At 66.5% G+C, this 26809-nt stretch carries 25 protein-coding genes and 1 pseudogene; 14 read left to right on the top strand and 12 right to left on the bottom strand.

All coding sequences use genetic code 11. From position 1 onward, the window contains the following. Window positions 1–76: 76 nt before the first annotated feature. From hutU to hutI, 3 genes are read right to left on the bottom strand one after another with little or no spacing between them, the layout of a single operon-like run. Window positions 77–1747, bottom strand: a complete 1671-nt coding sequence (gene hutU / locus ACQR1D_RS25120) for a urocanate hydratase (RefSeq protein WP_434840066.1) — start codon at window positions 1745–1747, stop codon at window positions 77–79. Window positions 1748–1756: 9 nt separating this feature from the next. Then, window positions 1757–3304: a histidine ammonia-lyase gene (gene hutH / locus ACQR1D_RS25115; RefSeq protein WP_316237540.1), complete on the bottom strand. Its 1548-nt coding sequence runs from the start codon at window positions 3302–3304 to the stop codon at window positions 1757–1759. Beyond that, window positions 3301–4515: an imidazolonepropionase gene (gene hutI, locus ACQR1D_RS25110; RefSeq protein ID WP_434840065.1), complete on the bottom strand. Its 1215-nt coding sequence runs from the start codon at window positions 4513–4515 to the stop codon at window positions 3301–3303. The genes hutH and hutI overlap by 4 nt, the downstream gene beginning before the upstream one ends. 88 nt (window positions 4516–4603) lie before the next feature. On the opposite strand from hutI, the gene ACQR1D_RS25105 reads away from it, so the two are divergent. The 5 genes and pseudogenes from ACQR1D_RS25105 to ACQR1D_RS25085 all read left to right on the top strand — a co-directional run bounded on the left by ACQR1D_RS25105 (window position 4604) and on the right by ACQR1D_RS25085 (window position 9523). Then, window positions 4604–5962 (top strand): formimidoylglutamate deiminase, encoded by a 1359-nt coding sequence (locus ACQR1D_RS25105; protein WP_434840064.1) that lies wholly within the window; start codon window positions 4604–4606, stop codon window positions 5960–5962. After that, window positions 5959–6696, top strand: a complete 738-nt coding sequence (hutC, locus tag ACQR1D_RS25100) for a histidine utilization repressor (protein WP_315803423.1) — start codon at window positions 5959–5961, stop codon at window positions 6694–6696. The genes ACQR1D_RS25105 and hutC overlap by 4 nt, the downstream gene beginning before the upstream one ends. 127 nt (window positions 6697–6823) lie before the next feature. After that, window positions 6824–7767: pseudogene (locus ACQR1D_RS25095) on the top strand (ABC transporter substrate-binding protein). 200 nt (window positions 7768–7967) lie between these two features. Further along, window positions 7968–8741, top strand: coding sequence for an ABC transporter permease (locus ACQR1D_RS25090; RefSeq protein WP_434840107.1), 774 nt, complete (start codon window positions 7968–7970; stop codon window positions 8739–8741). Then, window positions 8738–9523, top strand: a complete 786-nt coding sequence (locus ACQR1D_RS25085) for an ABC transporter ATP-binding protein (protein ID WP_434840063.1) — start codon at window positions 8738–8740, stop codon at window positions 9521–9523. The genes ACQR1D_RS25090 and ACQR1D_RS25085 overlap by 4 nt, the downstream gene beginning before the upstream one ends. 318 nt (window positions 9524–9841) lie before the next feature. On the opposite strand, the gene ACQR1D_RS25080 is transcribed toward ACQR1D_RS25085, so the two are convergent. Both ACQR1D_RS25080 and ACQR1D_RS25075 read right to left on the bottom strand, forming a co-directional pair. Then, the gene (locus tag ACQR1D_RS25080) at window positions 9842–10078 is read right to left on the bottom strand and encodes a hypothetical protein (RefSeq protein WP_434840062.1); all 237 of its coding nucleotides are present in this window, start codon (window positions 10076–10078) and stop codon (window positions 9842–9844) included. Between the two features lie 41 nt (window positions 10079–10119). Beyond that, window positions 10120–10881, bottom strand: coding sequence for a DUF899 domain-containing protein (locus ACQR1D_RS25075; RefSeq protein WP_316217424.1), 762 nt, complete (start codon window positions 10879–10881; stop codon window positions 10120–10122). Between the two features lie 87 nt (window positions 10882–10968). On the opposite strand from ACQR1D_RS25075, the gene ACQR1D_RS25070 reads away from it, so the two are divergent. After that, window positions 10969–12189, top strand: a complete 1221-nt coding sequence (locus ACQR1D_RS25070; RefSeq protein WP_315803418.1) for a helix-turn-helix domain-containing protein — start codon at window positions 10969–10971, stop codon at window positions 12187–12189. 32 nt (window positions 12190–12221) lie between these two features. Beyond that, a complete protein-coding gene (locus ACQR1D_RS25065) occupies window positions 12222–12866 on the top strand; it encodes a Vgb family protein (protein WP_315803417.1) in 645 nt (214 codons plus the stop codon). 30 nt (window positions 12867–12896) lie between these two features. Here the strand turns inward: ACQR1D_RS25065 and ACQR1D_RS25060 are convergent, their stop codons facing one another. Beyond that, window positions 12897–14036 (bottom strand): hypothetical protein, encoded by a 1140-nt coding sequence (locus tag ACQR1D_RS25060; RefSeq protein ID WP_316237543.1) that lies wholly within the window; start codon window positions 14034–14036, stop codon window positions 12897–12899. A 215-nt stretch (window positions 14037–14251) separates the two neighbouring features. Between ACQR1D_RS25060 and ACQR1D_RS25055 the strand changes: the two genes are divergently transcribed. From ACQR1D_RS25055 to ACQR1D_RS25030, 6 genes are read left to right on the top strand one after another with little or no spacing between them, the layout of a single operon-like run. Then, complete coding sequence (locus ACQR1D_RS25055) at window positions 14252–15073, top strand: sugar phosphate isomerase/epimerase family protein (protein WP_316182448.1); 822 nt, start codon at window positions 14252–14254, stop codon at window positions 15071–15073. A 49-nt stretch (window positions 15074–15122) separates the two neighbouring features. Then, window positions 15123–16760, top strand: coding sequence for an ABC transporter substrate-binding protein (locus ACQR1D_RS25050; RefSeq protein WP_315803414.1), 1638 nt, complete (start codon window positions 15123–15125; stop codon window positions 16758–16760). 4 nt (window positions 16761–16764) lie between these two features. Beyond that, window positions 16765–17739: an ABC transporter ATP-binding protein gene (locus ACQR1D_RS25045; RefSeq protein ID WP_315803413.1), complete on the top strand. Its 975-nt coding sequence runs from the start codon at window positions 16765–16767 to the stop codon at window positions 17737–17739. Beyond that, entirely contained in the window at window positions 17736–18728 is a 993-nt protein-coding gene (locus ACQR1D_RS25040; RefSeq protein WP_315803412.1) for an ABC transporter ATP-binding protein, read from the top strand. Before ACQR1D_RS25045 ends, ACQR1D_RS25040 begins: the two co-directional genes overlap by 4 nt. Next, window positions 18728–19657 carry an ABC transporter permease gene (locus tag ACQR1D_RS25035; RefSeq protein ID WP_316217428.1) on the top strand — a complete coding sequence of 310 codons (930 nt, stop codon included), beginning with the start codon at window positions 18728–18730 and terminating at the stop codon, window positions 19655–19657. Before ACQR1D_RS25040 ends, ACQR1D_RS25035 begins: the two co-directional genes overlap by 1 nt. Then, complete coding sequence (locus tag ACQR1D_RS25030) at window positions 19654–20511, top strand: ABC transporter permease (protein WP_315803410.1); 858 nt, start codon at window positions 19654–19656, stop codon at window positions 20509–20511. Before ACQR1D_RS25035 ends, ACQR1D_RS25030 begins: the two co-directional genes overlap by 4 nt. Window positions 20512–20517: 6 nt before the next feature. Here ACQR1D_RS25030 and ACQR1D_RS25025 read toward each other — a convergent pair whose 3' ends face one another. Both ACQR1D_RS25025 and ACQR1D_RS25020 read right to left on the bottom strand, forming a co-directional pair. Continuing rightward, window positions 20518–20685: a hypothetical protein gene (locus ACQR1D_RS25025; protein WP_315803409.1), complete on the bottom strand. Its 168-nt coding sequence runs from the start codon at window positions 20683–20685 to the stop codon at window positions 20518–20520. Window positions 20686–20794: 109 nt separating this feature from the next. Next, entirely contained in the window at window positions 20795–21688 is an 894-nt protein-coding gene (locus ACQR1D_RS25020; RefSeq protein WP_434840061.1) for an NAD(P)/FAD-dependent oxidoreductase, read from the bottom strand. Between the two features lie 225 nt (window positions 21689–21913). Between ACQR1D_RS25020 and ACQR1D_RS25015 the strand changes: the two genes are divergently transcribed. Beyond that, the gene (locus ACQR1D_RS25015) at window positions 21914–22075 is read left to right on the top strand and encodes a hypothetical protein (RefSeq protein ID WP_315714266.1); all 162 of its coding nucleotides are present in this window, start codon (window positions 21914–21916) and stop codon (window positions 22073–22075) included. A 288-nt stretch (window positions 22076–22363) separates the two neighbouring features. Here the strand turns inward: ACQR1D_RS25015 and ACQR1D_RS25010 are convergent, their stop codons facing one another. The 4 genes from ACQR1D_RS25010 to ACQR1D_RS24995 are packed head-to-tail and all read right to left on the bottom strand — an operon-like array spanning window position 22364 to window position 26808. Continuing rightward, entirely contained in the window at window positions 22364–23851 is a 1488-nt protein-coding gene (locus ACQR1D_RS25010) for an ABC transporter substrate-binding protein (RefSeq protein ID WP_315803407.1), read from the bottom strand. A 34-nt stretch (window positions 23852–23885) separates the two neighbouring features. Then, on the bottom strand, window positions 23886–24920 hold the full coding sequence (locus ACQR1D_RS25005) for an ABC transporter ATP-binding protein (protein ID WP_434840106.1): 1035 nt from the start codon (window positions 24918–24920) through the stop codon (window positions 23886–23888). A 14-nt stretch (window positions 24921–24934) separates the two neighbouring features. Next, window positions 24935–25945, bottom strand: a complete 1011-nt coding sequence (locus ACQR1D_RS25000) for an ABC transporter ATP-binding protein (RefSeq protein ID WP_434840060.1) — start codon at window positions 25943–25945, stop codon at window positions 24935–24937. Then, window positions 25942–26808: an ABC transporter permease gene (locus tag ACQR1D_RS24995; protein ID WP_316182444.1), complete on the bottom strand. Its 867-nt coding sequence runs from the start codon at window positions 26806–26808 to the stop codon at window positions 25942–25944. Before ACQR1D_RS24995 ends, ACQR1D_RS25000 begins: the two co-directional genes overlap by 4 nt. Window position 26809: the final 1 nt, after the last annotated feature.

Genomic DNA, 26809 nt, shown 5'->3' with positions numbered 1-26809 from the left:
CCTGCGCCGCGACGCGTCTCGGTCGCGTTGCCGGCATGAGACCACAATCAGGGGCCGCTCTTCAACCCATCAGAGATCAGCGGGCGAGGCTCGGCAGATCGAGGCCGTTGGCCTCGGCGCAGACGATGGCATCCTCGTAGCCGGCATCGGCATGGCGCATCACGCCGGTCGCCGGATCGTTCCACAACACGCGCTCCAGCCGCCGCGCGGCATCATCAGTGCCGTCGGCGACGATCACCATGCCGGCGTGCTGCGAATAGCCGATGCCGACGCCGCCGCCATGATGCAGCGACACCCAGGTCGCGCCGCTCGCGCAGTTGAGCAGCGCGTTGAGCAGCGGCCAGTCCGACACCGCGTCGGAGCCGTCGCGCATCGCTTCGGTCTCCCGGTTCGGGCTGGCAACCGAGCCGGAATCGAGATGATCGCGTCCGATCACGATCGGCGCCTTCAACTCACCGCGCGCCACCATCTCGTTGAAGGCCAAACCGAGGCGATGACGGTCGCCGAGCCCGACCCAGCAGATCCGCGCCGGCAGGCCTTGGAACTTGATGCGCTGCCGGGCCATGTCGAGCCAGTTGTGCAGGTGCTTGTTGTCCGGCAGCAGCTCCTTCACCTTGGCATCGGTCTTGTAGATGTCCTCGGGATCGCCCGACAGCGCGGCCCAGCGGAACGGACCGATGCCGCGGCAGAACAGCGGGCGGATATAGGCCGGCACGAATCCCGGAAAATCGAACGCATTGGCAAGGCCCATGTCCTTCGCCATCTGGCGGATGTTGTTGCCATAGTCGAGCGTCGGAATGCCCATGGCGTGAAAATCCAGCATGGCCTGGACGTGGCCGACCATCGACGTCTTGGACGCCTGCTCGACCGCCTTGGGATCAGACGCGCGCTTGGCCTCCCATTCGGCGAGCGTCCAACCCTTCGGCAGATAGCCGTTGATCGGATCGTGCGCGCTGGTCTGATCCGTGACGATGTCGGGGCGGACGCCGCGGCGCACGAGCTCCGGGAAGATCTCGGCGGCGTTGCCAAGCAGGCCGACGGACACCGCCTTCTTGGTGTTGGCAGCCTCGGCCATGAGCGCCAGGGCCTCGTCGAGCGAGGCGGCCTGGCGATCGAGATAGCCGGTGCGCAGCCGCATCTCGATGCGGCTCGGCTGGCATTCGACGGCGAGCATCGACGCACCGGCCATCGTGGCTGCCAGCGGCTGCGCGCCGCCCATGCCACCAAGGCCAGCAGTCAGAATCCATTTGCCGGCGAGATCGCCTTTATAGTGGCGACGGCCGACCTCGACGAACGTCTCGTAGGTGCCCTGCACGATGCCCTGGCTGCCGATGTAGATCCAGGAGCCGGCCGTCATCTGGCCGTACATCATCAGGCCCATTTTATCGAGCGCGTTGAAGTGATCGAGCGTCGCCCAATGCGGCACGATGTTGGAGTTGGCGATCAGGACGCGCGGCGCGTCCGGGTGCGTACGAAAGATGCCGACCGGCTTGCCGGACTGCACGACAAGCGTCTGATCGGCTTCGAGCTTGCGCAAGGAGGCAACGATGCGATCAAAGCTGTCCCAGTCGCGCGCGGCGCGGCCGATGCCGCCATAGACGATCAGTTCGCTGGGCTTCTCGGCCACGTCAGGATCGAGATTGTTCATCAGCATGCGCAGCGGCGCTTCGGTGAGCCAGCTCTTGGCGCTGATCTCGCTGCCATGGGGCGCGCGGATCACCCGCTCATTGTCCAGGCGTCGGTTCATGGGTCCCTCTCATCCAAGCTTGGGGAACGGATCGCGTCCGAGTGCATGCGTCGCAACCCCGGCCAGCACACCGCCGCTGACAAGCGCGGCGGCCTTGGCGAGATCGTCGGCCATGTAGCGGTCGTGCTCCAGCGCCGGCACATGCGCGCGAAGCGCGGCAATGACAGCAGACAGCGCCGCGCTGGTACTGTGCGGCGCTCGCAGCTCGATGCCTTGAGCGGCGACGAGCAGCTCGATGCCGATGATCGCAGCGAGATTGTCTGCCATGTCGTGCAGCCGCCGCGCCGCGTGCGCGGCCATCGAGACGTGATCTTCCTGATTGGCACTGGTCGGCGTGGAGTCGATCGAGCAGGGCAGCGCACGCTGCTTGTTCTCGGCAAATAGCGCTGCCGCCGTCACCTCCGCGATCATGAAACCGGAATTGAGTCCGGGCTCCGGCGTCAGGAACGGCGGCAGGCCGAAATTCAGCGCGGGGTCGACCAGCGTCGCGATGCGCCGCTCGCTGATCGCGCCGAGCTCGGACAGCGCCAGCGCGATCTGATCGGCGGCAAACGCCACCGGCTCGGCGTGGAAATTACCGCCCGAGATGATCTCGCCGGTCTCGACCAGCACCAGCGGATTGTCGGTGACGGCGTTGGCTTCAGTGACGAGCGTGCGCGCCGCCTGGGTGAGCAGATCGAGCGCCGCGCCGGCGACCTGCGGCTGGCACCGCAGGCAATACGGATCCTGCACGCGCTCGTCGCCTTCGAGATGCGATAAGCGGATATCGCTGCCGTCGAGCAGCACGGTCAGAACGCGGCCAGCCGCGATCTGCCCGGGATGGCCGCGCAGCGCCTGGATCTCGGGACGAAACGGCGCGGTCGAGGCCATCGCGGCATCGACCGACAGCGCGCCCGTCACCAGCGCCGCGTCGAGCAGATCATGCGCGCGGAAAAGGCCGGCGAGCGCATAGGCCGTCGAGAACTGCGTGCCGTTGATGAGCGCGAGCCCTTCCTTCGGTCCGAGCGTGAGCGGCGCAAGTCCGGCACACGCGAGCGCCTCGCGCCCGGGCACCAGCCGGCCGTCAAGAAAGGCCTGGCCTTCCCCGATCATGACCGCCGTCATATGCGCGAGCGGCGCGAGATCGCCGGACGCACCGACCGAGCCCTGCTGTGGCACAAACGGACACACACCCTGCGCCAGCATCGCCTGCAATTGCTCGATGATCTCGCGGCGCACGCCAGAGGCGCCGCGGCCGAGCGAGATGATTTTAAGCGCTATCATCAGCCGCACGACCGGCTCTGGCGTGGCGGGCCCGACACCACAGCAATGCGACAGGATCAGGTTGCGCTGGAGCTGTGCGGTCTGCTCCGGCGGGATGCGTTTCGAGGCGAGTTTGCCGAAGCCGGTGTTGATACCATAGACCGGCTCGGCGCCCTGCGCCGCCTTGGCGACGATGGCCGCGGCAGCGTCAACGCGCGGCCAATAGGACGGATCGAGCGCAAGCGGCGCGCCCGCGTAGACGTGCGCGAGGTCGTCGAGGCCGACGCGGCCGGGCGCCGCAACGATCGTGCTCATCGCCCTCTCCAGACGCGCTGATGAAGGGGATTGAAGCCCATGCGATAGACGAGTTCAGCAGGACGGCCGATGTCCCATATCGCCAAATCGCACCGCTTGCCGGCTTCGAGCGTGCCGGTCTCGCCCAATACGCCCAAGGCACGCGCGCCTTCGCGCGTCACGCCGGCGATGCATTCGTCGACGGTCATCCGGAACAGCGTCGCCGCCATGTTCATGGCCAGCAACAAGGATGTCAGCGGCGACGAGCCGGGATTGCAGTCGGTCGCGAGCGCGAGCTTCGCGCCGTGCTTGCGGAACAGATCGACTGGCGGCTTCTGCGTCTCGCGGATGAAATAGAACGCGCCGGGCAGCAGCACGGCGACAGTGCCGCTCCGGGCCATCGCGGCCGCGCCAGCCTCGTCGGTATGCTCGAGATGATCGGCCGACAACGCGCCGAACTCGGCCGCAAGCGCCGCGCCGCCGAGATTGGAAAGCTGATCGGCATGTAGCTTGACCGGCAGACCGTGCATCTTGGCCGCGGCAAAGACACGCGTCGCCTGCGCCGCTGAGAAGGCGATGGTCTCCATGAAGGCATCGACGGCATCAGCGAGCCCGGACTTGGCGACTGCCGGCAGCATCTCGTTGCAGACGAGATCGATATAGCGATCCCTGTCGCCATCCGCTTCGACCGGCAGCGCATGAGCGCCGAGAAAGCTGGTGCGCACGGAGACGGGCCGCCTGCCACCGAGCGCGCGGGCTGCAGACAATTGCCGCAGCTCGGTCGCGGTCTCCAGGCCGTAGCCGGACTTGATCTCGATCGTGGTGACGCCCTCGGCGATCAGCGCATCGAGCCGCGGCATCGCGCTGGCGATGAGCGCTTCTTCGCTCGCGGCGCGCGTGGCGGCCACGGTGGACACGATGCCGCCGCCCGCCCGCGCGATCTCCTCATAGCTTGCGCCCGCCAGACGCAACTCGAACTCGTGAGCACGGTCGCCGCCGTAAACAAGATGCGTGTGGCAGTCGACGAGGCCCGGCGTGATCCAGCGGCCGTCGCAGTCGATCAGCTCAGGCGCGTCAGCGTCGGCCGGGAAATCCGATTGCGGACCAGCAAAGACGATGCGGCCGTCGCGGGCAGCGACCCCGCCCTGCTCGATCACGCCAAGACCAGCCGCGCTCTCGCGCAGCGTTGCCAGCCGCGCATTGCGCCAGATCCGGTCGAAACGCTCGGCCATGTTGCCTCCCACCTTCACGAAAGCTTGACGGGCGATATGTCTATACATAAACTCGCTTCCGCCGTTCTGTCCAGCGGGCTCATCAAACATGGCGTCACTGCACTTCGCATCCGCGCTTCTGCCCACGGGTTGGGCCGAGGACGTGCAGGTCGTCATCAGCAACGGCGCGATCGCGCAGGTCTCGGCGGGCGTGCCTCCGACCTCAGAAGACGAGCAACACGAGGTCGCGATCCCCGGCATCGCCAGTCTGCACAGCCACGCGTTCCAGCGCGGCATGGCCGGGCTTGCCGAGGTCAGCGGACATTCCACCGACACGTTCTGGACGTGGCGCGAGACGATGTACCGCTTCGCGCTGTCGATGCGTCCCGAGGATGTCGAGGCGGTCGCGACGCTGCTCTATGTCGAGATGCTCGAGCGCGGCTTCACGCGGGTCGGCGAATTCCATTATCTGCACCACGATCGCGACGGCACGCCTTACGCCGATATCGCCGAGATGGCGGTGCGCATCGCCGCGGCTGCCCAGACATCCGGAATCGGCCTGACGCTGCTGCCGAGCTTCTATGCGCATGGCGGCTTCGGCGGCGCGGCGCCGCATGACGGCCAGCGGCGCTTCATCTGCAATATCGATCAGTTTGCCACGCTGCTGACGGCCTCGCGCAAGGCCATCAGCTCGCTTCGTGGCGCCAATCTCGGCATCGCGCCGCACAGCCTGCGCGCTGTCGCACCGGATGAGTTGATGGCCCTGCTGCCGCTCGCGGACGGCGGCCCGATCCACATCCATGCCGCCGAGCAGGTCAAAGAGGTCGAGGAATGCCTCGCCTGGTCGAGCCGGCGTCCGGTGCAATGGCTGCTCGATCACCACACCGTCGATGCGCGCTGGTGCCTGATCCACGCCACGCACATGACGGCCGACGAAACGGCGGCGCTCGCGCGGAGCGGCGCGACGGCCGGCCTTTGCCCGATCACCGAAGCCAGCCTCGGCGACGGCATCTTCCCGGCGCGCGACTATCTGCGCGCGCACGGGCGCATTGGCGTGGGCACTGACTCGAACGTGCTGGTCGGCGTCAGCGACGAGTTGCGCCAGCTCGAATACGGTCAGCGGCTGACGCATCGCGAGCGCAACGTGCTGACGTCGGGCCCGCATGCGTCGACGGGCCGAACGCTGTTTGATGCCGCTCTCGCCGGCGGCGCGCAGGCGCTGGCGCAATCCAACGCCGGACTCCAGGTCGGAGGCCGTGCCGATATCGTCACGCTCGATCTGTCGCATCCGTCGCTCGCAGGGCGGACGCAGGATGCGCTGCTCGACGGCTGGATCTTCGCGACATCGCACGACGCCATCGACTGTGTCTGGGCGAGCGGCGCCAAGGTCGTCCAGGGCGGCCATCATCGTTCGCGCGAGGCCGCCCGGCGCGGCTTCAACACGGCGGTGCGGAGGCTGCTCGCATGAGCCTCGCCGAGGATCGCGTCAAGCCGGGCGCCGGCACGCTCTACAAGACGATCCGCCAGGACATCGAGCGCCGCATCCTCACCGGCGAATGGCCGCCCGGACATCGTATCCCGTTCGAGCACGAGATCATGGCGCGCTACGGCTGCTCGCGCATGACCGTGAACAAGGCGCTCTCAGAGCTCGCCCAGGCCGACCTGATCGAGCGACGACGTCGCGCCGGCACGTTCGTGCGGCGTCCGCAATTCCTGTCGGCGGTGCTGAAGATCCCCGACATCCGCGCCGAGATCGGCGCGCTCGGCCGCGCCTACGGCTATCAGTTGATCTCCTCGACCCGCCGCACGGCCAATGCTGCCGATCGCGAGCGGCTCGGCGTCAAGAAACCGTGCAAGGTGATTGCGATCCGCTGCCGGCACAGCGCCGACAACGTCCCGTTCGCAATCGAGGATCGCCTGATCGATCTCGACGCGGTGCCCGATGCGGCCAAGGCCGACTTCAAGATCGATCCGCCAGGCTCATGGCTGCTGCATCACGTGCCCTGGACCGAGGCTGAGCACGCGATCAGCGCCATCGTCGCCGACGATACAATTGCCGAAGGTCTCGACATCGCGACCGGCGCACCCTGCCTCGTGATCGAGCGCCACACCTGGCGCAAGGGGCAGCCGCTCACGGCTGTCAGGCTGATCTATCCCGGCGAGCAGCACCGCCTGGTAGCACGATTCAGGGGCAGCGAATGAGACGGCTCATGCGCGCCCGATCTGAGCACGGGATTTGCAAGCACGCATGCAAAGACAAGCGGAGATCGCAGCCATCACGGCTGCGAGCCGCACGACAAGCTTCCTCTCACAGCAAAGGACGATGACGATGCGCAGACTAGGGCTTCTCGCAGTAACGGCCGCGCTCCTGGCCTCGACGACCGCCTACGCCGACGACGTCAAGGTCGGCGTCGGCATTTCCGGCTGGACCGGTTTCGCGCCGCTGACGCTGGCGAAGGAGGCCGGCATCTTCAAGAAGAACGGGCTCGACGTCACCATCAAGAAGATCCCGCAGAAGGATCGCCACCTCGCCATTGCCGCCGGCGACGTGAGTGCGCGGCGACGACGGTCGAGACCTGGATCTCCTGGAACGCCAACGGGGTCGCCACCAAGCAGATCTTCCAGCTCGACAAGAGCTACGGCGCCGACGGCATGGCCGTACGCAACGACATCGCCTCGATCAAGGACCTGAAGGGCAAGACGGTGGCAGCATCGGCGCCGGGCACCTCGCCCTATTTCGGGCTGGCCTGGATGCTCAAGAAGAACGGCCTGAGCATCAAGGACGTCACCGTCGTCAACATGGAGCCGGGCCCGGCCGCGCAGGCTTTCGTCGCCGGCCAGAACGACGCCGCGATGACCTACGAGCCGTATCTCTCGACGGTCCGCGCCGCCCCCGACAAGGGCAAGATCATCGCCACCACGCTCGACTATCCGATGGTGATGGACACGTTCGGCTGCACGCCGAAATTCCTGTCCGAGAACCCGAAGGCCGCCAAGGCGCTCGCCGACAGCTATTTCGAGGCGCTCGACCTGATCGCCAAGGACCAGGCCAAGGCCTATGAGATCATGGGCGCGGACGTGAAGCAGACGGCTGATCAGTTCGGCAATTCCGCCAAATATCTGCGCTGGCAGGACAAGGCTGCGAGCCAGAAGTTCTTCGAGACCGAGTTCAAGACCTTCAACAAGGACGCGGCCGAGCTCCTGCTCGAGGTCGGCATCATCAAGCAGATCCCGAAGATCGAGGATCTCTATGATGCGAGCTTCATCAAGTAGACTCGAAGCGCGATCTGGGTGACTTCGTCATTGCGAGCGAAGCGAAGCAATCCAGGAGCCACCCCTGAGACTCTGGATTGCTTCGTTGCTTCGCTCCTCGCAATGACGGAGTTGATTCATTCTGCTGAAAACCGCGTCTTCCTGCTCTGAAGCCATTCTCCTCGAACGACCCGCACCAGTCCACGAAAGCCTTCTCCGTGATCCGTCCTCTCGATCCCGTCAGCGCAAGATCCCGAACAGCGCTTGGCCTCGCCTTCTTCGTCGTGTTCGTCGCGGCGTGGTCGCTGGCGACGTTCGGCGGCTATGTGTCGAAGACCTTCCTTGCCGATCCGCTGACGATGGTGCGCGAGGGCTGGGATCTGCTGGTCAAGTTCGGCTTCCTGTATGATATTGGCATGACGGTCTGGCGCGTGGTCGGCGGCTTCGTGCTGGCGGCCGTGATCGCCGTCCCGCTTGGCCTGCTGATGGGAGCCTACAAGCCGGTCGAGGCGTTCCTGGAGCCGTTCGTCTCGTTCGCGCGCTATCTGCCGGCATCGGCTTTCATTCCGCTGCTGATCCTCTGGGCCGGCATCGGCGAGCTGCAGAAGCTGCTGATCATCTTCATCGGCTCGGTGTTCCAGATCATCCTGATGATCACGGTCACCGTCGGCAATACCAGGCGCGATCTGGTCGAAGCCGCCTATACGCTTGGCGCCAGCGATTCCGGCATCATCGGCCGCGTGCTGCTGCCGTCCGCGGCGCCCGACATCGCCGAGATCCTGCGGCTCGTGCTGGGCTGGGCCTGGACCTACGTCATCGTCGCCGAGCTGATCGGCTCGTCCTCCGGCATCGGCCACATGATCACCGACAGCCAGGCGCTGCTCAACACCGGGCAGATCATCTTCGGCATCATCGTCATCGGCCTGATCGGGCTGATCTCGGACTTCCTGTTCAAGGCGTTCAACGCCTGGCTGTTCCCGTGGAAGCTGGCATGACCACGCTCGTCATCGACAACGTCACGCGCATCTTCCCGGCCCGCCAGGGACATGCGCCGACGCGCGCGCTGGAGCCGGTCGAACTCACGATCGGCAACAACGACTTCGTCACGATCCTGGGGCCCTCCGGCTGCGGCAAGTCGACCTTGCTGCGCATCGTCGCCGGGCTCGATCATCCGACCAGCGGCAAGGTGCTGCTCGATGGCCGTGAAGTGACAGGGCCCGGCGCCGATCGCGGCATGGTGTTCCAGTCCTACACGCTGTTTCCCTGGCTCACCGTGCGCGAAAACATCGCCTTTGGCCTGCGCGAACGCGGCGTGCCGGAGAGTGAACGCAACGCGATCGCCGACCGCTTCATCCAGCAGATCGGCCTCAAGGGTTTTGAGAACCACTGGCCCAAGCAGCTTTCCGGCGGAATGCAGCAGCGCACGGCCATTGCGCGCGCGCTCGCCAATGATCCGAAGATCCTGCTGCTCGACGAGCCGTTCGGTGCGCTCGACAACCAGACGCGCGTGCTGATGCAGGAGATGCTGCTCGGCATCTGGGAGCGCGACCAGAAAACGGTGCTGTTCGTGACCCACGACATCGAGGAGGCGATCTTCCTTGGCAGCCGCGTGCTGGTGATGAGCGCGCGGCCCGGCCGCATCAAGGCCGACATCAAGATCGAGCTGCCGCATCCGCGCTCCTACAAGGTCAAGACCTCGCCGGAATTCGTAGCGCTCAAGGAGCGGCTGGTGGAAGAAATTCGCGCGGAAGCGCTGAAGGTGGCGGCGGAGGCGTGAGAAGTGGCCGCCAGCTAAGTGGCCTCGCTCAGCGCCCCGCCTCTGCGAGCGGGATCGCGGAGACAGACCCCCACCCAAGCGCGTTTGCCGCTCTGTCGTACATGCCCTCTCCCACAAGGGGAGGGCGCAGTAGTGGCCACCGCGCTTGAAGCGATCTCGAGCGACGCGTTCCAATTGGGGCCGCGGCAAGACTGCACAATGCAGTGCCCTCGCCCCTTGTGGGAGAGGGCATCGCCGGCTCATCCATACACTCGCTTGGGTGAGGGTCTCTCTCCGCAAGGACACTCTTAGCTGCATAGCTCACTGCTGCGTCGACGATCAGCTCACATCGCATCGATTCCTATGGAGGCTTCCTCCAATTCGCTTCAACCACGGCACCAGATGGAACGCGCTCATCAGGAGATACATCACGGTCATGTCGCCGAGCGGCGCACCCGCCGGCATGGCCGAGCAGATCACGTCTGACCGGCCGTCGCGGGCCATGGCGTTCAGCACCGCCATCAGCGCGAAGGTCGGCGCCGCAGCGTAGCGGAGACCATTGGCGATGTCGGGCATCACGCGCATCCTGGTCGGGAAGAACGCCATGGCTCTGCTCCTTAGCGTGTGCCGTATTCGTCGTGGCGCCGCCACCAGACGCCCTGCTCGTTGCGCCCCTTGGGCGCGCGATCGAGCCATTGATAGGCGCCCCAGAGGCCGTCGAGGCCGCGGGCATAGCTCGAATAGGTGTGATAGACGACACCATCCTCGAGGACGAAGGCGCTCATGCCCGGCCGGTCGCGCATGAAGGTCGCGCCGTCGGTCCCGGCGCCGGCGGCAATCTCCGCCACCATCGCCGGCACATCGGACGCCCCGAGCGGGGGACTGGTGCGATAATTGTACTCGCTGCCGCCCTGGCGCTGCTGCTCCTCGGTGATCGCGACGTTGAAGTCGAAATTGAAGTCGCTGCTCGCCGATGACGCCCAGGGGAAGCTCCAGCCCATGCGCGCCTTGTAGGCTTTCAGTTTCGCCAATGGTGCGCGCGACACCGCCCACAGCATCACGTCGTGATTGGCGAGATGGACCTGGAAGCCGTTGAAGCCATCGGCGATCATCGAGCAGGATGGGCAGCCGACCTGGAAATCGGGGCCGAACATGAAGTGATAGACGAGCAGCTGCGAGCGGCCCTTGAATAGGTCTGGCAGCGTCGCCGGCCCGTCCTCGGTGTCGAAGCGATAGGCCTTGTCGACGCGCACCCATGGCAGGGCCTGGCGGCGTTCCGCCACCTCGTCGCTGCGGCGGGTAAGTTCCTTCTCGGCTTGCAGCAGGTCGAGCCGGGCCTTCAACCAATCTTCGCGCGTTCCGGTGATATGCATGGTCATGGTCGTCATCCTTTTTGCGTGTTGACCGCAGCTCAGACTAGGATCGGCAGGAGAGCGACCGGGAGTGACAAGTATGGCGGGATTTGCATGGACTCGCTGATCTCGGCGGCGGCGCAGGCGCTCGCCGCGGGCGATCCGCTCGGCGCATTGAACCGGGTCGCGTTGCGCGATGATCCCCCGGCGCTGGCGCTGCGCGGCATCGCGATGGCGCGGCTTGGCGATTTCGGGCGCGCGAAGGCGCTGCTCCGGCAGGCCGCGCGAAGCTTCGGTCCCAAGGCGGTTCTGGCCCGCGCCCGCTGCGCCGTCGCCGAGGCCGAGATCGCCCTTGCAGCGCGCGACCTCGGCTGGCCGACGAAGTCGCTCGCGGCGGCGCGCGAGACCCTGGAGCAGCACGGCGACCGCGCCAACGCTGCCTATGCGCGCAGCCTCGAGATCAGGCGCATGGTGCTGGTCGGGCACCTCGATGACGCCGAGCGTGGCCTCGCCGATCTCGATCCCTCGCCACTGCTGCCGGCGGCCCGCACGATCTACGAACTGATCGTGGCCGGACTGGCCTTGCGCCGGCTGCAAACGAAGACCGCGCGATCGGCGCTCGAACGCGCCGCGCGGTCGGCGCAGCAGGCCCGCATTCCCGAGCTCCGGGCGGAGATCGAGCGGGCCTCGTCGGCGCTGTCGGCACCGGCGGCGCGGATGATCCGGCGTGGCGAGGAACGCCTGCTGCAGCTCGACGACGTCGAGCGGCTGTTGCGGTCGGACCGGCTGATCATCGATGCCTGCCGCCTGGCGGTACGCCAGGCGAGCCAGATCGTGCCGCTGGCGCGGCGCCCGGTGCTGTTTGCACTCGCCCGGCGACTGGCCCAGGGAGCGCCCGACGACGTGCCGCGGGCCGAGCTGATCGCGCATGCGTTCCGCGGCAAGGAGGCCGACGAGTCGCACCGCGCGCGCCTGCGCGTCGAGATCGGACGGCTGCGCCAGTTGCTCCAAGGCCTCGCCGAGATCCATGCCACGCGCGACGGCTTCGCCCTGGTGCCGTGTGACGATCGCGAGGTCGTCGTGCTGGCGCAGCCGATCGAGGACGACAACGCCACCGTGCTCGCCTGCCTTGCCGATGGCGAGGCCTGGTCGAGCTCCGGCCTCGCGCTGGCGCTGGGCGCAAGCCAGCGAACGGTGCAGCGTGCCCTCGACGAACTCGCATCGTCTGGGAAGGTGCAGTCGTTCGGCCGCGGCCGCGCGCAACGCTGGACCTGTCCGGTCGTACCGGAATTCGCGACGGCGTTGTTACTCCCCGCGTGGTCGTCGCTCGACTAGCGTGGGTCCATCGGAAGCAGAGGATGGCAGACATGACACGAGCAGCCGCAGAGATCACTCGCGAGTACGGCCCCTTCGACGGCGCCGAGCGCGTCAACGGCGTCAGCTATGACGGCCGGCAGGTGTGGATCGCGACCGGCAGCAGCATCAAGGCGTTCGATCCCGCCGACGGCACGGTGCGGACGTCCATCGATCTCCCCTCTCACGCCGGCACGGCGTTCGATGGCCGGCATCTCTATCAGATCGCGGAAGATCGCATTCACAAGGTCGATCCCGACGACGGCCGCGTGCTCGCGACCATCCCGGCGCCCTCGGGTGGCGGCGACTCCGGACTTGCCTGGGCGGAGGGATCGCTCTGGGTCGGCGCCTATCGCGATCGCAAGATCCACCAGATCGACCCTGCGACCGGAAAGATCCTGCGCAGCATTCCGTGCACGCGCTTCGTCACCGGCGTCACCTGGGTCGACGGCGAGCTCTGGCACGGCACCTGGGAGGACGACGTCAGCGACATCAGGCGCATCGATCCCGCCACCGGCGAGGTGCTCGACCAGCTCGACATGCCCGCCGGCACCGGCGTCTCCGGCATGGAATCCGACGGCGAAGAGACCCTGTATTGCGGCGGCGGCGACAGCGGCAAGGTGCGCGCGATCAGGCGGCCGAAGCGGGCGCGAGGGTGAGCTGCTGACGGCTCCGCGACAGGAAGTGGCCTACTTGCCGATCGAGGTGTAGGCCGCCTTGCGGAAATTGGCGTTGGCCTCCTCGCGCGTCTGCAGCTGCTGGCCACCGCCGCCACCGACCGGCCTGGTGGGCGTGACCACCGAGAACAGCACGAAGCCGCCGGCCTTGCGCGGGAAGATGAAGTATTCGGCGATATCCGACTTCTCGCTGTCCTCGCAGGAGGACATGCCGCGGAACACCACGGCGCTGTCGACCAGCTCGCTGTTGCGCGCCGAGATGAACTTGCCCTTGCAGTCGCGCGCGTCGTTGCCGATGATCGTGGCAGCGACTTCCAGGCCGTCGACATTGCGCTGTGGCGGCACGATCCGAACGAAGCCGGTGGCGTTGTCCGCCTTCCAGGCGACCCCGCCCGATGTCAGCCACACCGGCCGCTCGCCTCCGCCCAGAATGGCCGGATGCGACAGCGAGGCCTTGAGGATGAAGTTGGAGGCGATCTGCATCGCTTCCAACTGCAGCTCGGGAGAATCCTCCGCGGCACGTGACGGCTGCGTGCTGGCGGTTGCGGCGGGCGCGGCGCCGGCAGGAGCTGCCTGACGCTGCGCCGAGTGAGCACCGGGCTGCACCGTGAAATTCGTCGCTGCCGCCAATCCGCCGGCATTGATCATGCGCACGCAATTCGCCAGCGACGGCAGCAGCACCGACGTGCCGTTCAGATCGAACTGGAACAGGTTGCCCTGCGCGAAGGCCGACATCGTCCGAGCCGCCCTGAACGATTTGATCAGGCTGGAGTCGTTCGGCATCGGCACGACGACCATGTTGGCCGACCACACCGAGCCCTCGACATTGTAGGAATTGCGCCCGTCGAAGCTGAGCACGATGGGAAACTTCTGCCCCTGCGAGAGCGACCATCCAGGATGGATGAAGGCGAGAGCCCAGTTGTAGGTCGGCAGCGCGAGAACGCCGAAATTGATGCCGCTCTTGTAGCTGGCGGATGCGATGCAGCTCGAGAACTTCCCGGTGTTGTCGTCGGTGTAGGCGCCGCCCGACCAACCGGCCACGGAGACGGAGCCGTAGGGCCCCTTCGCATGCGCAGTCTCGTTCAACGCAGATATCGCCGTCAGCGCCAGAAGTGAAAGTACCGTTCCAAGGATCGCCCGCCGCACCGTCATCCCAATTCCCCGTTTTCGCCGCATTGTTGCAATTCCCGCGGCTACGTCAAGTAGCAGCGACGAATGCGCGACTACCCCAGGGATTGATCTGCTGACCGGCTTCGTGCAGGCGCAGGCACAACATGTCGCGGTCGTCCTCCACAGCCCTTCATGGGAGCGTCATCGAACTCCGCTAGCGCTTGCCGGGTCTCACGCAGGCCAAAGGTTTCCTCGACATGACCACCACGCTGCCGGTGCTCGGCGCCGCCCTCTCCGTCAAGTCCATTCCCGCGCATCGCGACTGGCTGCTCGAACGCCAGCGCGATCTCGAAATCCAGGACTTCTTCCGGGCGGATCTTCTCGACAGCGACTGGCGCAGCACCGCCAACGAGATCAAGTCGATGCTGTCGGGCCACACCGGCCGGCTCGGCATCCACGGCCCGTTCTGGGGCTTCAAGATCGACAGCCACGATCCGATGATCCGCCGCGCCGTCACCAAGCGCCTGCTGCAGGGGCTCGAGGTCGCCGAGTTCCTCGGCGCCACGCAGATGGTGATCCACTCGCCCTACACGACCTGGGACTACAACAACATCGACATGCTGCCGGACAACCGCGAGGCGCTGATCGAGCGTGTCAGGGCGACGCTGTCCGATGTGATCGCTTCCGCCGAACAGGCCAATTGCGAGCTGGTGATCGAGAACATCGAGGACAAGGATCCGCTCGATCGCGTGGGCCTGGCGAAGGCGCTGGGCAGCAGCAAGGTGCGCGTCTCGCTCGACACCGGCCATGCCAACTACGCGCATCATTCGACGGGCGCACCGCCGGTCGACTACTACGTCGACGCCGCCGGCGACATGCTGACCCACGTGCATCTCCAGGACACCGATGGCTATGCCGACCGCCACTGGGCGCCCGGTGAAGGCAACATCCGCTGGGTGGCGGTGTTTCGCGCGCTGGCCCGCCTCACCTCCAATCCGCGCCTGATCCTCGAGCTGCGCAACCACGATCACGTCAAGGCCGGCGCGGCGTATCTCGCCTCGCTCGAGCTGGCTCAGTAAGCCACCACGTTCGCGCTTTCAGACAACCTCAGACCACAGAGAGATTGCCATGACCAAGCTCACCCGCCGCGGCCTGCTCGGCGCCGGCGCCGCGATCGGCGGCAGCTTCATCCTGCCGCGCGTGTCGATCGCGCAAGCCGACAACCGTCCCTCGGTCACCATCGCCGTACAGAAGGTGACCAACTCGAACGTGCTCGACGTGCTGCGCGAGCAGTCCAATGTCGGCGAGCGCGTGTTCTACTCGTCGCTGTGGGAAAGCCTGATCTCGAAGAACTTCCGCGGCAATCTCGAAGCCGTCCCCGGCCTTGCCACCGAGTGGAAGCGCATCGACGACCAGACCGTCGAGCTGAAGCTGCGCCAGGGCGTCAAGTTCCACAATGGCGACGAGATGACGTCCGAGGACGTCGTGTTCTCGTTCAGCCGCGAGCGCATGTTCGGCGACAGCGAAGCCAAGAGCCGCACCACCATCAAGGCGTTCGAGAAGATCCCGACGCCGCGCCCCGGCAAGGAGCTGCCGCCGGACGTGATCGGCGTGGCGCGCCGGATGTGGCCGGACCTCGTCCGCGTCGACGCCGTCGACAAATACACCGTGCGCTTCGTCAACGCGACGCCCGATGTGACCATCGAGGGCCGCCTGATGCGCTACGGCTCCGACATCATGAGCCGGCGCGGCTGGGAGGAGGCTGCGAGCTATCTCGACTGGGCGCGCAAGCCGATCACGACCGGTCCCTACAAGATCGTCGAGTTCAAGCCCGACGTGTCGCTGACGCTCGAGGCTCATGACGAATATTGGGGCGGCCGACCGCCGCTGAAGCGCATCCGGTTCCTGGAAGTGCCGGAGGTCGCGAGCCGCATCAACGGCCTGCTGTCCGGCGAATACCAGTTCGCCTGCGACATCCCGCCGGACCAGATCGCCGGCATCGAGAAGAACGCGGCGTTCGAGGTCCAGGGCGGCACCATCCTCAATCACCGTCTCACCGTGTTCGACAAGAACCATCCGCAGCTCGCCAATCCCCTGGTGCGCCGCGCCTTCACCCATGCGATCGATCGCCAGGCCATCGTCGACAGCCTGTGGGCCGGCCGCACGCAGGTGCCGAAGGGCCTGCAATGGGAGTTCTACGGCGACATGTTCATCGCCGACTGGAGCGTGCCGGCGTTCGATCCGAAGCTGGCGCAGGACCTGCTCAAGCAGGCCGGCTACAAGGGTGACCCGATCCCCTATCGCCTGCTCAACAACTACTACACCAACCAGGTCGCGACCGCGCAGGTGCTGGTCGAGATGTGGCAGGCGGTCGGCCTCAACGTTCAGATCGAGACCAAGGAGAACTGGTCGCAGATCCTGGAGCGCGGCCCGACCCGCGCGGTGCGCGACTGGTCGAACTCGGCCGCCTTCAACGATCCGGTGTCGTCGCTGGTCGCCCAGCACGGCCCCAACGGCCAGCAGCAGCAGGTCGGCGAATGGAGCAACGACGAGCTCAACCGGCTGTCGGAGTTCCTGGAAACCTCGACCGATCGCGAGGCGCGCAAGAAGGCGTTCCGCCGCATGCTGGAGATCGCCGAGCGCGAGGACCCCGCCTATACGGTGCTGCACCAGAACGCGACCTTCACCGCCAAGCCGAAGTCGATCAAATGGAAGGCCTCGCCGGCCTTCGCGATGGACTTCCGCACCGGCAACTACGGAGCGTGACGCCGTGGCGCCGCTGGTCAGCATCTCCGGCCTGAAGGTCGCCTTCGACGGCACGCCTGTGCTGCACGGCATCGATCTCGACATCGGCAAGGGCGAGGCCATCGGCCTCGTCGGCGAGTCCGGATCCGGCAAGTCGGTGACTTGGCTCGCGGCGCTGGGTCTCCTGCCCGGCAAAGCGCAAGTATCAGGCTCGGCCAGGCTCGAAGGCCGCGAGCTGCTCGGCGCCGACGGCAAGGTGCTCGACCAGGTGCGCGGCCGCCGCATCGCGATGATCTTCCAGGATCCCGCCAGCGCGCTCAATCCGGTGCTCACGATCCGGCGCCAGCTGTGTGAAAGCCTGGCGCTGCATCGCGGCCTGCGCGGCGAGGCCGCGCGCATCGAGGCGCTGAGGCTGCTCGATCTCGTCGGCATCCCCGATGCTGTCAGGCGGCTGTCGGCCTATCCGCACGAATTCTCCGGCGGCCAGGTCCAGCGCATCATGATCGCGATGGCGCTCGCCGGCCAGCCCGACCTCCTGATCGCCGACGAGCCGACCACTGCGCTCGACGCCACCATCCAGGCGCAGATCCTCGATCTGCTGTCGGCCATCCGGCGCGAGTTCAACATGGCGATGGTCCTGATCAGCCACGACCTCGGCGTCGTCGCCGAGAATTGCGACCGCGTCTGCGTGATGTATGCCGGCCGCATCGTCGAGCGCGCACCCGCCACGCGGCTGTTCGACGATCCCTGGCATCCCTATGCGCAGGGCCTGATCGGCGCGCTGCCGCCGCTCGATGGCATCAGGCGGCGGCTACAGGCGATCCCCGGCACGGTGCCTGATCCGCGCGCGCTGCCGAGCGGCTGCGCCTTCGCGCCGCGCTGCACGTTTGCCGGCGACGGCTGCCACGCCGGCGTGCCGCCGCTGGCGCCGGTGGAGCCAGACCGCGCGGTGGCCTGCCTGCGGCCGCAGCGCCTGCCGGTGGAGCTCGCCGCCGAATGACAGCGCCGCTGGTCGAGGTCTCCGGGATCTCGCGCACCTATCGGATGCGGTCCGGCCTGTTCGGGCGTCCCGCATCCGTCCACGCCGTCGATGGCCTGAGCTTCTCCATCCAGAAGGGCGAGACACTCGGCATTGTCGGCGAATCCGGCTCCGGCAAGTCCACCACCGGCCGCATGGTGCTCGGGCTCGAGCCGCCTGACCGCGGCAGCGTGCGCTTCGACGGCGCGCCGATCGCTGCCCCCGGCTCGGCGGCGTGGCGCGCCCAGCGCGCGCGCATGCAGATGATCTTCCAGGATCCGCTCGGCGCGCTCGATCGACGACTTCCCGTGGCCTTGCAGATCCGCGAGCCGCTCGACATCCACGACATCGGCACCAAAGCCGAGCGCGACGCGCGCGTGCGTGAGTTGCTCCAGGCGGTCGATCTCAACGACAGCCACGGCGCCCGCTATCCCGGCGCCCTGTCCGGCGGTCAGCGTCAGCGCATCGTGCTCGCCCGCGCGCTGGCGACCAAGCCAGACTTCCTCGTCTGCGACGAACCGGTCAGCGCGCTCGACGTTTCGATCCAGGCGCAGGTCGTGAACCTGCTGGTCGACCTGCAGGCCCAGCTCGGATTGACGATGCTGTTCATCAGCCATGACCTGCGCGTCATCAGGCAGATCAGCAGCAAGGTGGCGGTGATGTATCTCGGCCGCATCGTCGAGTATGGCGACGCCGACGATCTGTTCGCGCGGCCACAGCACCCCTACACGCAGGCGCTGGTATCAGCCTCCCCTGCTCCGGGACGCCGCAGCACCAACCGCATCGTGCTGACGGGCGACCCGCCCAATCCGGCGGCGCGTCCCGCCGGCTGCGCCTTCCATCCGCGCTGCAGCCACGCGACCGCCCGCTGCGCCCACGAGGAGCCCGTGCTCACCGCGCTGGATCAGCAGCGCCAGGTGGCCTGTCATCTCGTCTCGGGGCAGCAATCGCAGACCCAGGACGCCGCGTGATGCTGCGCTATTTCGCCATCCGCCTGGCGCGTGCGCTGCTGACGATCGCGCTCGTCGTTACCTTTGCCTTCATCGTGCTCCGGCTGTCGGGCGATCCCGCGCTGATGATCATGGGGCCCGAAGCGCCGCCCGAGGTCATCGAAGCGTTCCGCAAGGCCTGGGGCCTCGATCATCCGATCTGGATGCAATATCTCGACTACTTCAGGGCGATCGGCCAAGGTGAGCTCGGCCGCTCGATGCGTGATGGCCGGCCCGCGATCCAGCTCGTCATCGAGCGCATCCCCGCGACCCTGGCGCTGACCGCCCCGGCGTTCCTGTTGAAAGTGCTGCTTGGCATTCCCGCTGGCGTCTACGCCGCGCTGCATCGGGGATCGGCGATCGACCGCGCCGTGATGATCACGGCGGTCGCGGGCTTCACGGTGCCGAGCTTCGTGCTGGCGCTGATCCTCGTGCTGATCTTCGCGGTGCAGCTCGGCTGGCTGCCGTCGGGCGGACAGGACTCGTGGCGTCATGCCATCCTGCCGATCGTGACGCTCGGCTTCGGCGGCGCCGCGGTGCTGGCGCGGTTCACGCGTAGCGCCATGCTGGAAATCCTCGGTCAGCCCTATATCAGAACGGCGTCGGCCAAGGGCGTGCCGTGGCGCCGGGTGATCACGAATCACGCGCTGCCCAACGCGGCGATCCCCACCGTCACCATTCTCGGCTTCATGGTCGGCAGCCTGATCGCCGGCGCTGTCGTGGTCGAGAGCGTGTTCTCCTGGCCCGGCGTCGGCCGTCTGCTGGTCGTCGCCGTCGCCAACCGCGACCTCGCGGTCGTGCAATGCATCCTGCTGCTGGTGGCGATGACGATGGTCACGTCGAACCTGATCGTCGATTTCCTTTACGGCCTGCTCGATCCGCGGCTGCGCAGCAAGGGAGCAGAGGCATGACCGACCTTGCATTGAAATCGCCCGCCGCGCGGCGGCCGCGCTGGCCGAATATTCCCGTCTCCGTGACCATCGCCGTCGGCTGGATCGTCGCGATGCTGTTGCTGGCGATCTTCGCCGATCAGCTCGCGCCATACGGCTTCACCAAGTTCGATCTGCGCAATCGCCTGTCCTTGCCCGGCAACCCGGCGCATTGGCTCGGCACCGACGAGCTCGGCCGTGACGTGCTGTCACGGCTGATCGTCTCGATCCGGATCTCGCTGCTGATTGCATTCGGCGCCACCGCGATCTCCGCCATCGCCGGCACCACGCTCGGCTTTCTCGCCGCGCATTTCCGCGGCCTCGTCGAGCAGGCGGTCCTGATGCTGGCGGACTTCCAGGCCAGCATGCCGTTCCTGATCCTGGCGCTCGCCGTGCTCGCCTTCTTCGGCAATTCGCTGCCGCTGCTGATTGGATTGATGGGCCTGTTCGGCTGGGAACGCTACGCACGCATCGCGCGCGGGCTCGCCATCTCCGCCAATGCGCAAGGCTACGCCGCCGCCGTGCGCCAGCTCGGCGCGACGCCGCAGCGGGTCTATCTCAGGCACATCCTGCCGAACATCGCCTCGACTCTGATCGTGTCGATGACGCTGGTGTTTCCGGAAGTCATCCTGCTGGAGTCCGGCCTGTCCTTTCTCGGGCTCGGCGTGCAGCCGCCGATGACGAGCCTCGGCAACATGGTCGGCTATGGTCGCGAGTATCTGACGCGCGCGCCGTGGATCATGCTGGCGCCAGCGGTCACGATCGTTGTGACGACGCTCGCCGTGTCCGTCATCGGCGACTGGCTGCGCGACCGGCTCGACCCGACGCTGCAATAGCTATGGTCAACGGCTAGCGTCGTGACGAGCCGCGGCACCATGCTCGCAGACGATCATGGCATGCCCCGCCTGCTCGCCCGCCAGCGCCATCCATTTCGACGCCTGCTGCAACCACTGATCGCGGCGGGCCGGATCGCGTTCGGCCTCCTCGCGACAACTCAATGCCGCAGTCATGCATGCCGATCTTCTGTCCATAAGATCATGGTCCGACACATCAACGCAAACGGCACTCACACGGGATATCGCGATTTCAGGTTGTGATCAATTCCACGCCGCCTTGCCGCTATGGTTCCGCATGGCGCATCGGCAATGAATGATGCGCGTGACAGGCGGCGACCGCGGCATGGCCGAACGCCACCGCGATCTGATGCAGGTCGGTGACGACGTCGCCGATGCCATAGAGTCCTGCGACGCCGCAGCGCTGCTTGGCATCGACCTCGAGAAAGCCCTCAGTCGTATGCCGCGCGCCGAGCCGGATGGCGAGGTCGGAGCGGACATCGGCCCCCATCGCAGGATACACGATCTCGAACCGCGCGCGGCTGCCATCGACGAACGACGCTTCGAGCGCACCGTCCCGGCGCTGCAACGCATGAAGCTGCGGCGTCACCCGAACGCCGGCGGCGGCAAGCTCCTGCCGCTTGGCCGCATCCTGCGCATCATCGATCGGGATCAAGGTGACGTCCGAACTGTAGACGCGCATGAACAGCGCCTTGCCGGCGGCATCGGCGAGCTCGCCCACGATCGCAATCTTGTGGCCGATGGTTTCGAAGCCGTCGCAGACGGGACAATAGCGCAGCTCGCCGTCACCGACCGCCGCTCGCCAATCGGCCAACGGCGGCTGCTTGTCGACAATCCCCGTTGCGAGGATGACGCGCTGTGCGGTGACCGTTCCGCGCTCATGAGTCGCAACGAGATCTGCATCGCGCGTGTCGAGAGCGCTCACCGTGCTCCGGATGATCGGAACGTGAAGTTCTTCGACCTGCCGCTGCATCCGTGCGAGCAGCTCGCTTCCAGGCATGCCGTTCGGAAAACCCGGCAGGTTATGGCTCCGGGGAATCAGCGCCGCCCGCGACGCGCCGCTGTCGACGATCACGACCCGGCGCCGGAACCGTGCGAGGTAGATCGCGGCCATCAGGCCTGCGGGACCGCCGCCGATGATAAGTACTTCGGTGTGCATTGTCGCTCTGGTTCAACTAACGGAACCAAATGTCGGGAGGCGGAACGGTTCCTGATCCTCTTGTCAACTGGCGGAGACGCCGGAACAAGAATGGAACCATTCACGGCCATCGAGTGTTAACTTATGTCGCTGCCGCGGCGGAAAAGCCGTGCAAACTTAGCAGCGAGGGGGATTTGTTGCGAGGGCGCGTGGATGCGATTTGTAAATTCGACCGATGAAAGCTTGATGGCGTACTACGAAAGTGTCCGAAAGCAGGTGGCCGCCGACAGCCGGATCGGGGGCCCCTACCGCCTGATCGGTGATCGGGCCAAGCAGTATGCGCAGGAACTCCAGGCCGAGATGCGGCGGCGGCAGTTGCGCTTCACGCCGATCGATTGGCCGAACTGATTGGGACAAGGATCGTGTGGCTCATCGAAGCCACCAGACGATCATTTGCGAAAGCACGGCGGCTGCTTATACGCCCTCTCCCCTTTTGGGAGAGACAAGTAGGACAGAGCGGCAAACGCGGTTGGGTGAGGGATCTCCCGCCGCGAGAGCCGTATTCGGAGCAATACCGCTAGCAATACCCCTCACCCTACCGCGCACGCGGATAGGCCGGCGATGCCCTCTCCCACAAGGGGAGAGGGCGCTGTATCGTGCAGCTTCACTGCGGTGTTATACGAAGAGCGGCGACAATCATTCCCACGACCAGCTCGAGAAATCATTCTCGAACTGCGGCACGTCCTTCCAGACGCCCTTGAGCTTCTTGTTGATGATCGTGATCCACTGCGGCTGGAACAGGAAGCCCGCAGCGGCATCGGTCGCCAGCATGCGCTGGGCGTCGCCGAGCAGCTTGGCACGCCCGGTCTCATCAGGCGTATCGACGATCTTCTGATAGAGCTTGTCGAAGGCCTCGGACTGATAGCCGAAATAGTAGTTCTTCTCGGTGAACTTCACGAGATCGAACGGCTCGACATGCGAGACGATCGTCAGGTCGAAATCATGCGGCCCGTTGAACACCTGTGACAGCCACGCCGCCCATTCGAGGTTCTCGATCTTGGCGACGATGCCGACCTTGGCCAACTGAGCCGCAAGCACCTCGCCGCCCTGCCGCGCATAGGCCGGCGGCGGCAGCCGCAACGACAGTTGCAGCGGCGTGGTCACGCCGGCTTCGGCGAGCAGCTTCTTCGCCTTCTCCGGGTCGTAGGGATTGATGTCGGTGGTGTCGACATAGCCGAGCGAGCCCGGCACGTAGAAGCTGCCGATCGGCGTCCCCAAGCCGTCGACCGCGCCTTCGATCATCGCCTTGCGATCGATCGCGGCGAGGATCGCGCGGCGGACGCGAACGTCGTCGAGCGGCTTCTTCTTGTTGTTGATGGTGACGATGGTCTTCGCCTTGGAGCCTCCGATCAGCACGGTGAAGCGCGGGTCGGACTTGAACTGGGGCAAGGTGCGCGCCGTTGTGCCGCGCGGGAAGGCGTCCACGTCGCCGGACAGCAGCGCCGCGACCTGCGCCGCCGGATCGGAGATGAAGCGTATCGTCACCTTGGACAGCTTCACGGCAGCGGCGTTGCGATACTCGGGCCATTTGTTCAAGGTCAGCGATGAGCCCTTGGCCCAGGCGCCCAGCGTGTAAGGCCCGGTGCCGACCGGCTGCGTCGCGTTGGTCGGTGCGCTCTTCGGCTCGACGATCGATGCGGTGGCCTGTCCGAGCAGGAACGGCAGGTTGGGCTCAGAATATTTCAGCTTGACGACGATGGTCTCGGCGTCGGGAGCCGTCACGGACTCCATCGCCTGGAACAGCGCCTTGTCCTTGTTGGTGCTGTTGGCGGCGCCGGCGCGCTCGAACGAGAACTTCACCGCGGCGGAGTCGAACGCCTCGCCGTTCTGGAATTTCACACCCTTGGCGAGCTTGAAGGTGTAGCTCTTCAGATCGGACGAGGCCTGCCAGCTCGAGGCCAGCAGCGGCGAAACCGAGCCGTCCTCGTTGATCTTGGTCAGCGTCTCATAGACGTTGTAGAGCGTCACCTCGGCGATGGCCGCCGCGGCCGCGCTGGTCGGATCGAGCCCCGGCGGCTCCAAGGTCATGCCGACGACGACGCTGTCCTTCTTGTTCTGCGCGTGAGCCGGCGCTGCGGCCGCAACGAGCGCGGCCAAGACGATGATCGATAGTCTTTTCAACATTGTTTGTTTCTCCCTGAGGAAACCAAATTACGCGTCAAAGCGGCTTCGAGACAAGTGGCTGCTGTTCCGTTGCGACGAGCGCCGGCAGCGTCATCACGCTTTCCGCTTTATGGCAGGCGGCCGAATGCGCTCCCGTGAGCGTTCGCAATGCGGGGGCCGTCGTGCGGCACTGCGCATCGGCGAGCGGACAGCGCGGCGCATAGGCACACCCGGCGGCTCCCGATGACTGCGAGGCGATCGCAACGTCCGTACGCCGGCGCCTGACAGCGCCAGCCTGCGCGCGAGGCACGGCGTCGAGCAACGCGCGCGTATAAGGATGCGCGCATTGGCCGAACAGGTCCTCCGGCCGCCCGCGCTCGACGATGCGGCCGAGATACATCACCGCGACCTCGTCGCAGAGATAGTCGACGACCGCGAGGTCATGGCTGATCAGCACGTAGCTGAGGCCGTACTGCTCCTGCAGGTCCTGCATCAGGTTGAGCACCTGCGCCTGCACCGACACGTCCAGCGCGCTGACTGGCTCGTCGGCGACGATCAGCCTGGGCTGGGTGATCAACGCCCGCGCGATCGCGATGCGCTGGCGCTGGCCGCCGGAAAACTCGTGCGGATATTTGTCCATGTCGGCATCGCGCAATCCGACCTGCCGCAGCACCGTGGCCACGCGCATGCGCAGGACTTCGCGATCAGGAGACTCCAGAGCGGTCAGCGGCTCGGCGACGATGCGCGCAATGGTCTGGCGCGGATCGAGCGATCCGTACGGGTCTTGGAACACCATCTGGAATTCGCGGCGGGCGCGCCGCAACTCATCCGCCGAAAGGCGGTGGAGGTCGCGTCCGGCCATCAGCACCGATCCCGACGACGGCTTCTCCAGCGCCATGATCAGCCGCGCCAAGGTCGATTTGCCGGAGCCGGACTCACCGACGATGCCGAGACTCTTGCCCGCCATCAAAGACAGCGACACGCCGTTCAACGCGAGCACCTCGCCGGGCGGCCGCAGCAGACTCTCGCGCGGCAGCGCATAGCGCTGCACGAGATCCGTGACCTCGAGCAGCGGCGTCTCGGCCGACATCTGCGCGGCGGTGCTCAAGCGACCACTCCCACCGGGTCACGCGCGAGCGCGGCATCGGCGCGGATGCAGCGGACGCCGTGCCCGGCGCCGATCTCGCCCAGAGACGGCGGCGCGGTGCGGCAGGCGTCGATCACCAGCCCACAGCGATCTGCGAACGGACAACCGGCCGGCAGATCGGCCAGCTCCGGCACCGTGCCGGCAATGGTCGAGAGGCGCGTGCCCTTGCGGACCCCGAGCCGCGGCCGCGCCCTGAACAGGCCCTGCGTGTAGGGATGACCCATGCGCGAGAACACCGCGTCGGTGGTGCCGCTCTCGACCACCGTGCCGCCATACATCACGATCATGCGGTGCACGTTCTCGGCGATCACGCCGAGATCATGCGAGATCAGGATCATTGCCATGCCGCGCTCGGCGACCAGATCGGCGATGAGATCGAGGATCTGGCGCTGGATGGTGACGTCGAGCGCGGTGGTCGGCTCGTCGGCAATCAGCACGTCGGGCTTGCAGGCAAGCGCCATCGCGATCGTGATGCGCTGGCGCTGGCCGCCGGAGAACTGGTGCGGATAGGCGTCGTAGCGTCGGGCGGGGTCCGGCAGACCGACGCGGTCGAGCAGCGCGATCGCCTGGCGCTTCGCCTCGGTCGTCGTGCAGCCGGTATGCCGCAGCAGCGGCTCGGCCACCTGATGGCCGATCGTGTGCATCGGGTTGAGCGCGGTCATCGGCTCCTGAAAGATCATGCTGATGCGGTTGCCGCGCAGCGTGCAATAATCGGCATCACCGAGACCGACCAGCTCGCGGCCATCAAGCTTGATGCTGCCGCTAACGACGGCGCTATCGGGCAGAAGCCCAAGCAGAGCGAGCGCGGTGATCGACTTGCCGCAGCCGGACTCGCCGACGATGCCGAGCGTCTCGCCGCGCCGGAGCGCGAAGGAGACCTCGCGCACAGCTTGCGCCGAGCCGCGGCTGGTATTGAGCCGAATGCCGAGACCCGACACATCGAGCAGAGGCTGATCGCTCGCCATCATCGCTGCCTCGCCAGCCGTGGGTCGAGCAGATCGCGCAAGCCGTCGCCGAGCAGGTTGAGGCCGAGCACCGCGAGCGCGATGGCGGCACCAGGATACACGGCGAGGCTCGGCGACTGGAACAGCAATGTCTGCGCATCGTTCAGCATCCGTCCCCAGGACGGCTGCGGCGGCTGGGTGCCCAAGCCGAGATAGGAGAGCGCCGCCTCAGCCAGGATCGCCAGGGCGAACTGGATCGTCGCCTGCACGATCAGGATCGACAGGATGTTCGGCAGCACGTGCTCGATGGTGATGCGGAAGCGGCCCTTGCCGGCGGCGCGCGCCGCCAGGATGAACTCGCGCGCCCAGATCGCGCCGGCCTGGCCGCGGGTGACGCGCACGAACACCGGGATCTGGAAGATGCCGATCGCGGCGATCGACGTCGCCATGCCCGGCCCGATCACCGCCGCCAGCATGATCGCCGACAGCACCGCGGGAAAGGCGAAGGTGAAGTCGCTGAAGCGCATGATCAGCTCCTCGGTCCAGCCGCGCCGGGCGGCTGCGACCAGGCCGAGGCAGACGCCGCAGGTGAGACCGATGCCGACGGCGATGACGCCGACCAGAATGGTCGCGCGGGCACCCACCAGCAATAGCGAGACGATGTCGCGGCCGAGCACGTCGGTGCCGAGCCAATGCGCTGCTGATGGCGGCCGCAATTTGGATGCGACGTCGATCTCATAGGCCGACCATGGCGTCCATACCAGCGACAGCAGTGCGGCGCCAAGCACCAGCAGACAGAGCAGCGCGCCGACCGTGAAGCTGCGATGGCGCAGCGCGCGGCGCCAGAACGCATTGGACGCAGGCGCAGCGCCCGTTTGAACGACCACG

It is taken from the genome of Bradyrhizobium sp. HKCCYLRH2047, assembly GCF_051168175.1.
Lineage (GTDB): Bacteria > Pseudomonadota > Alphaproteobacteria > Rhizobiales > Xanthobacteraceae > Bradyrhizobium.
This window is presented reverse-complemented; position numbering and strand designations above follow the sequence as displayed.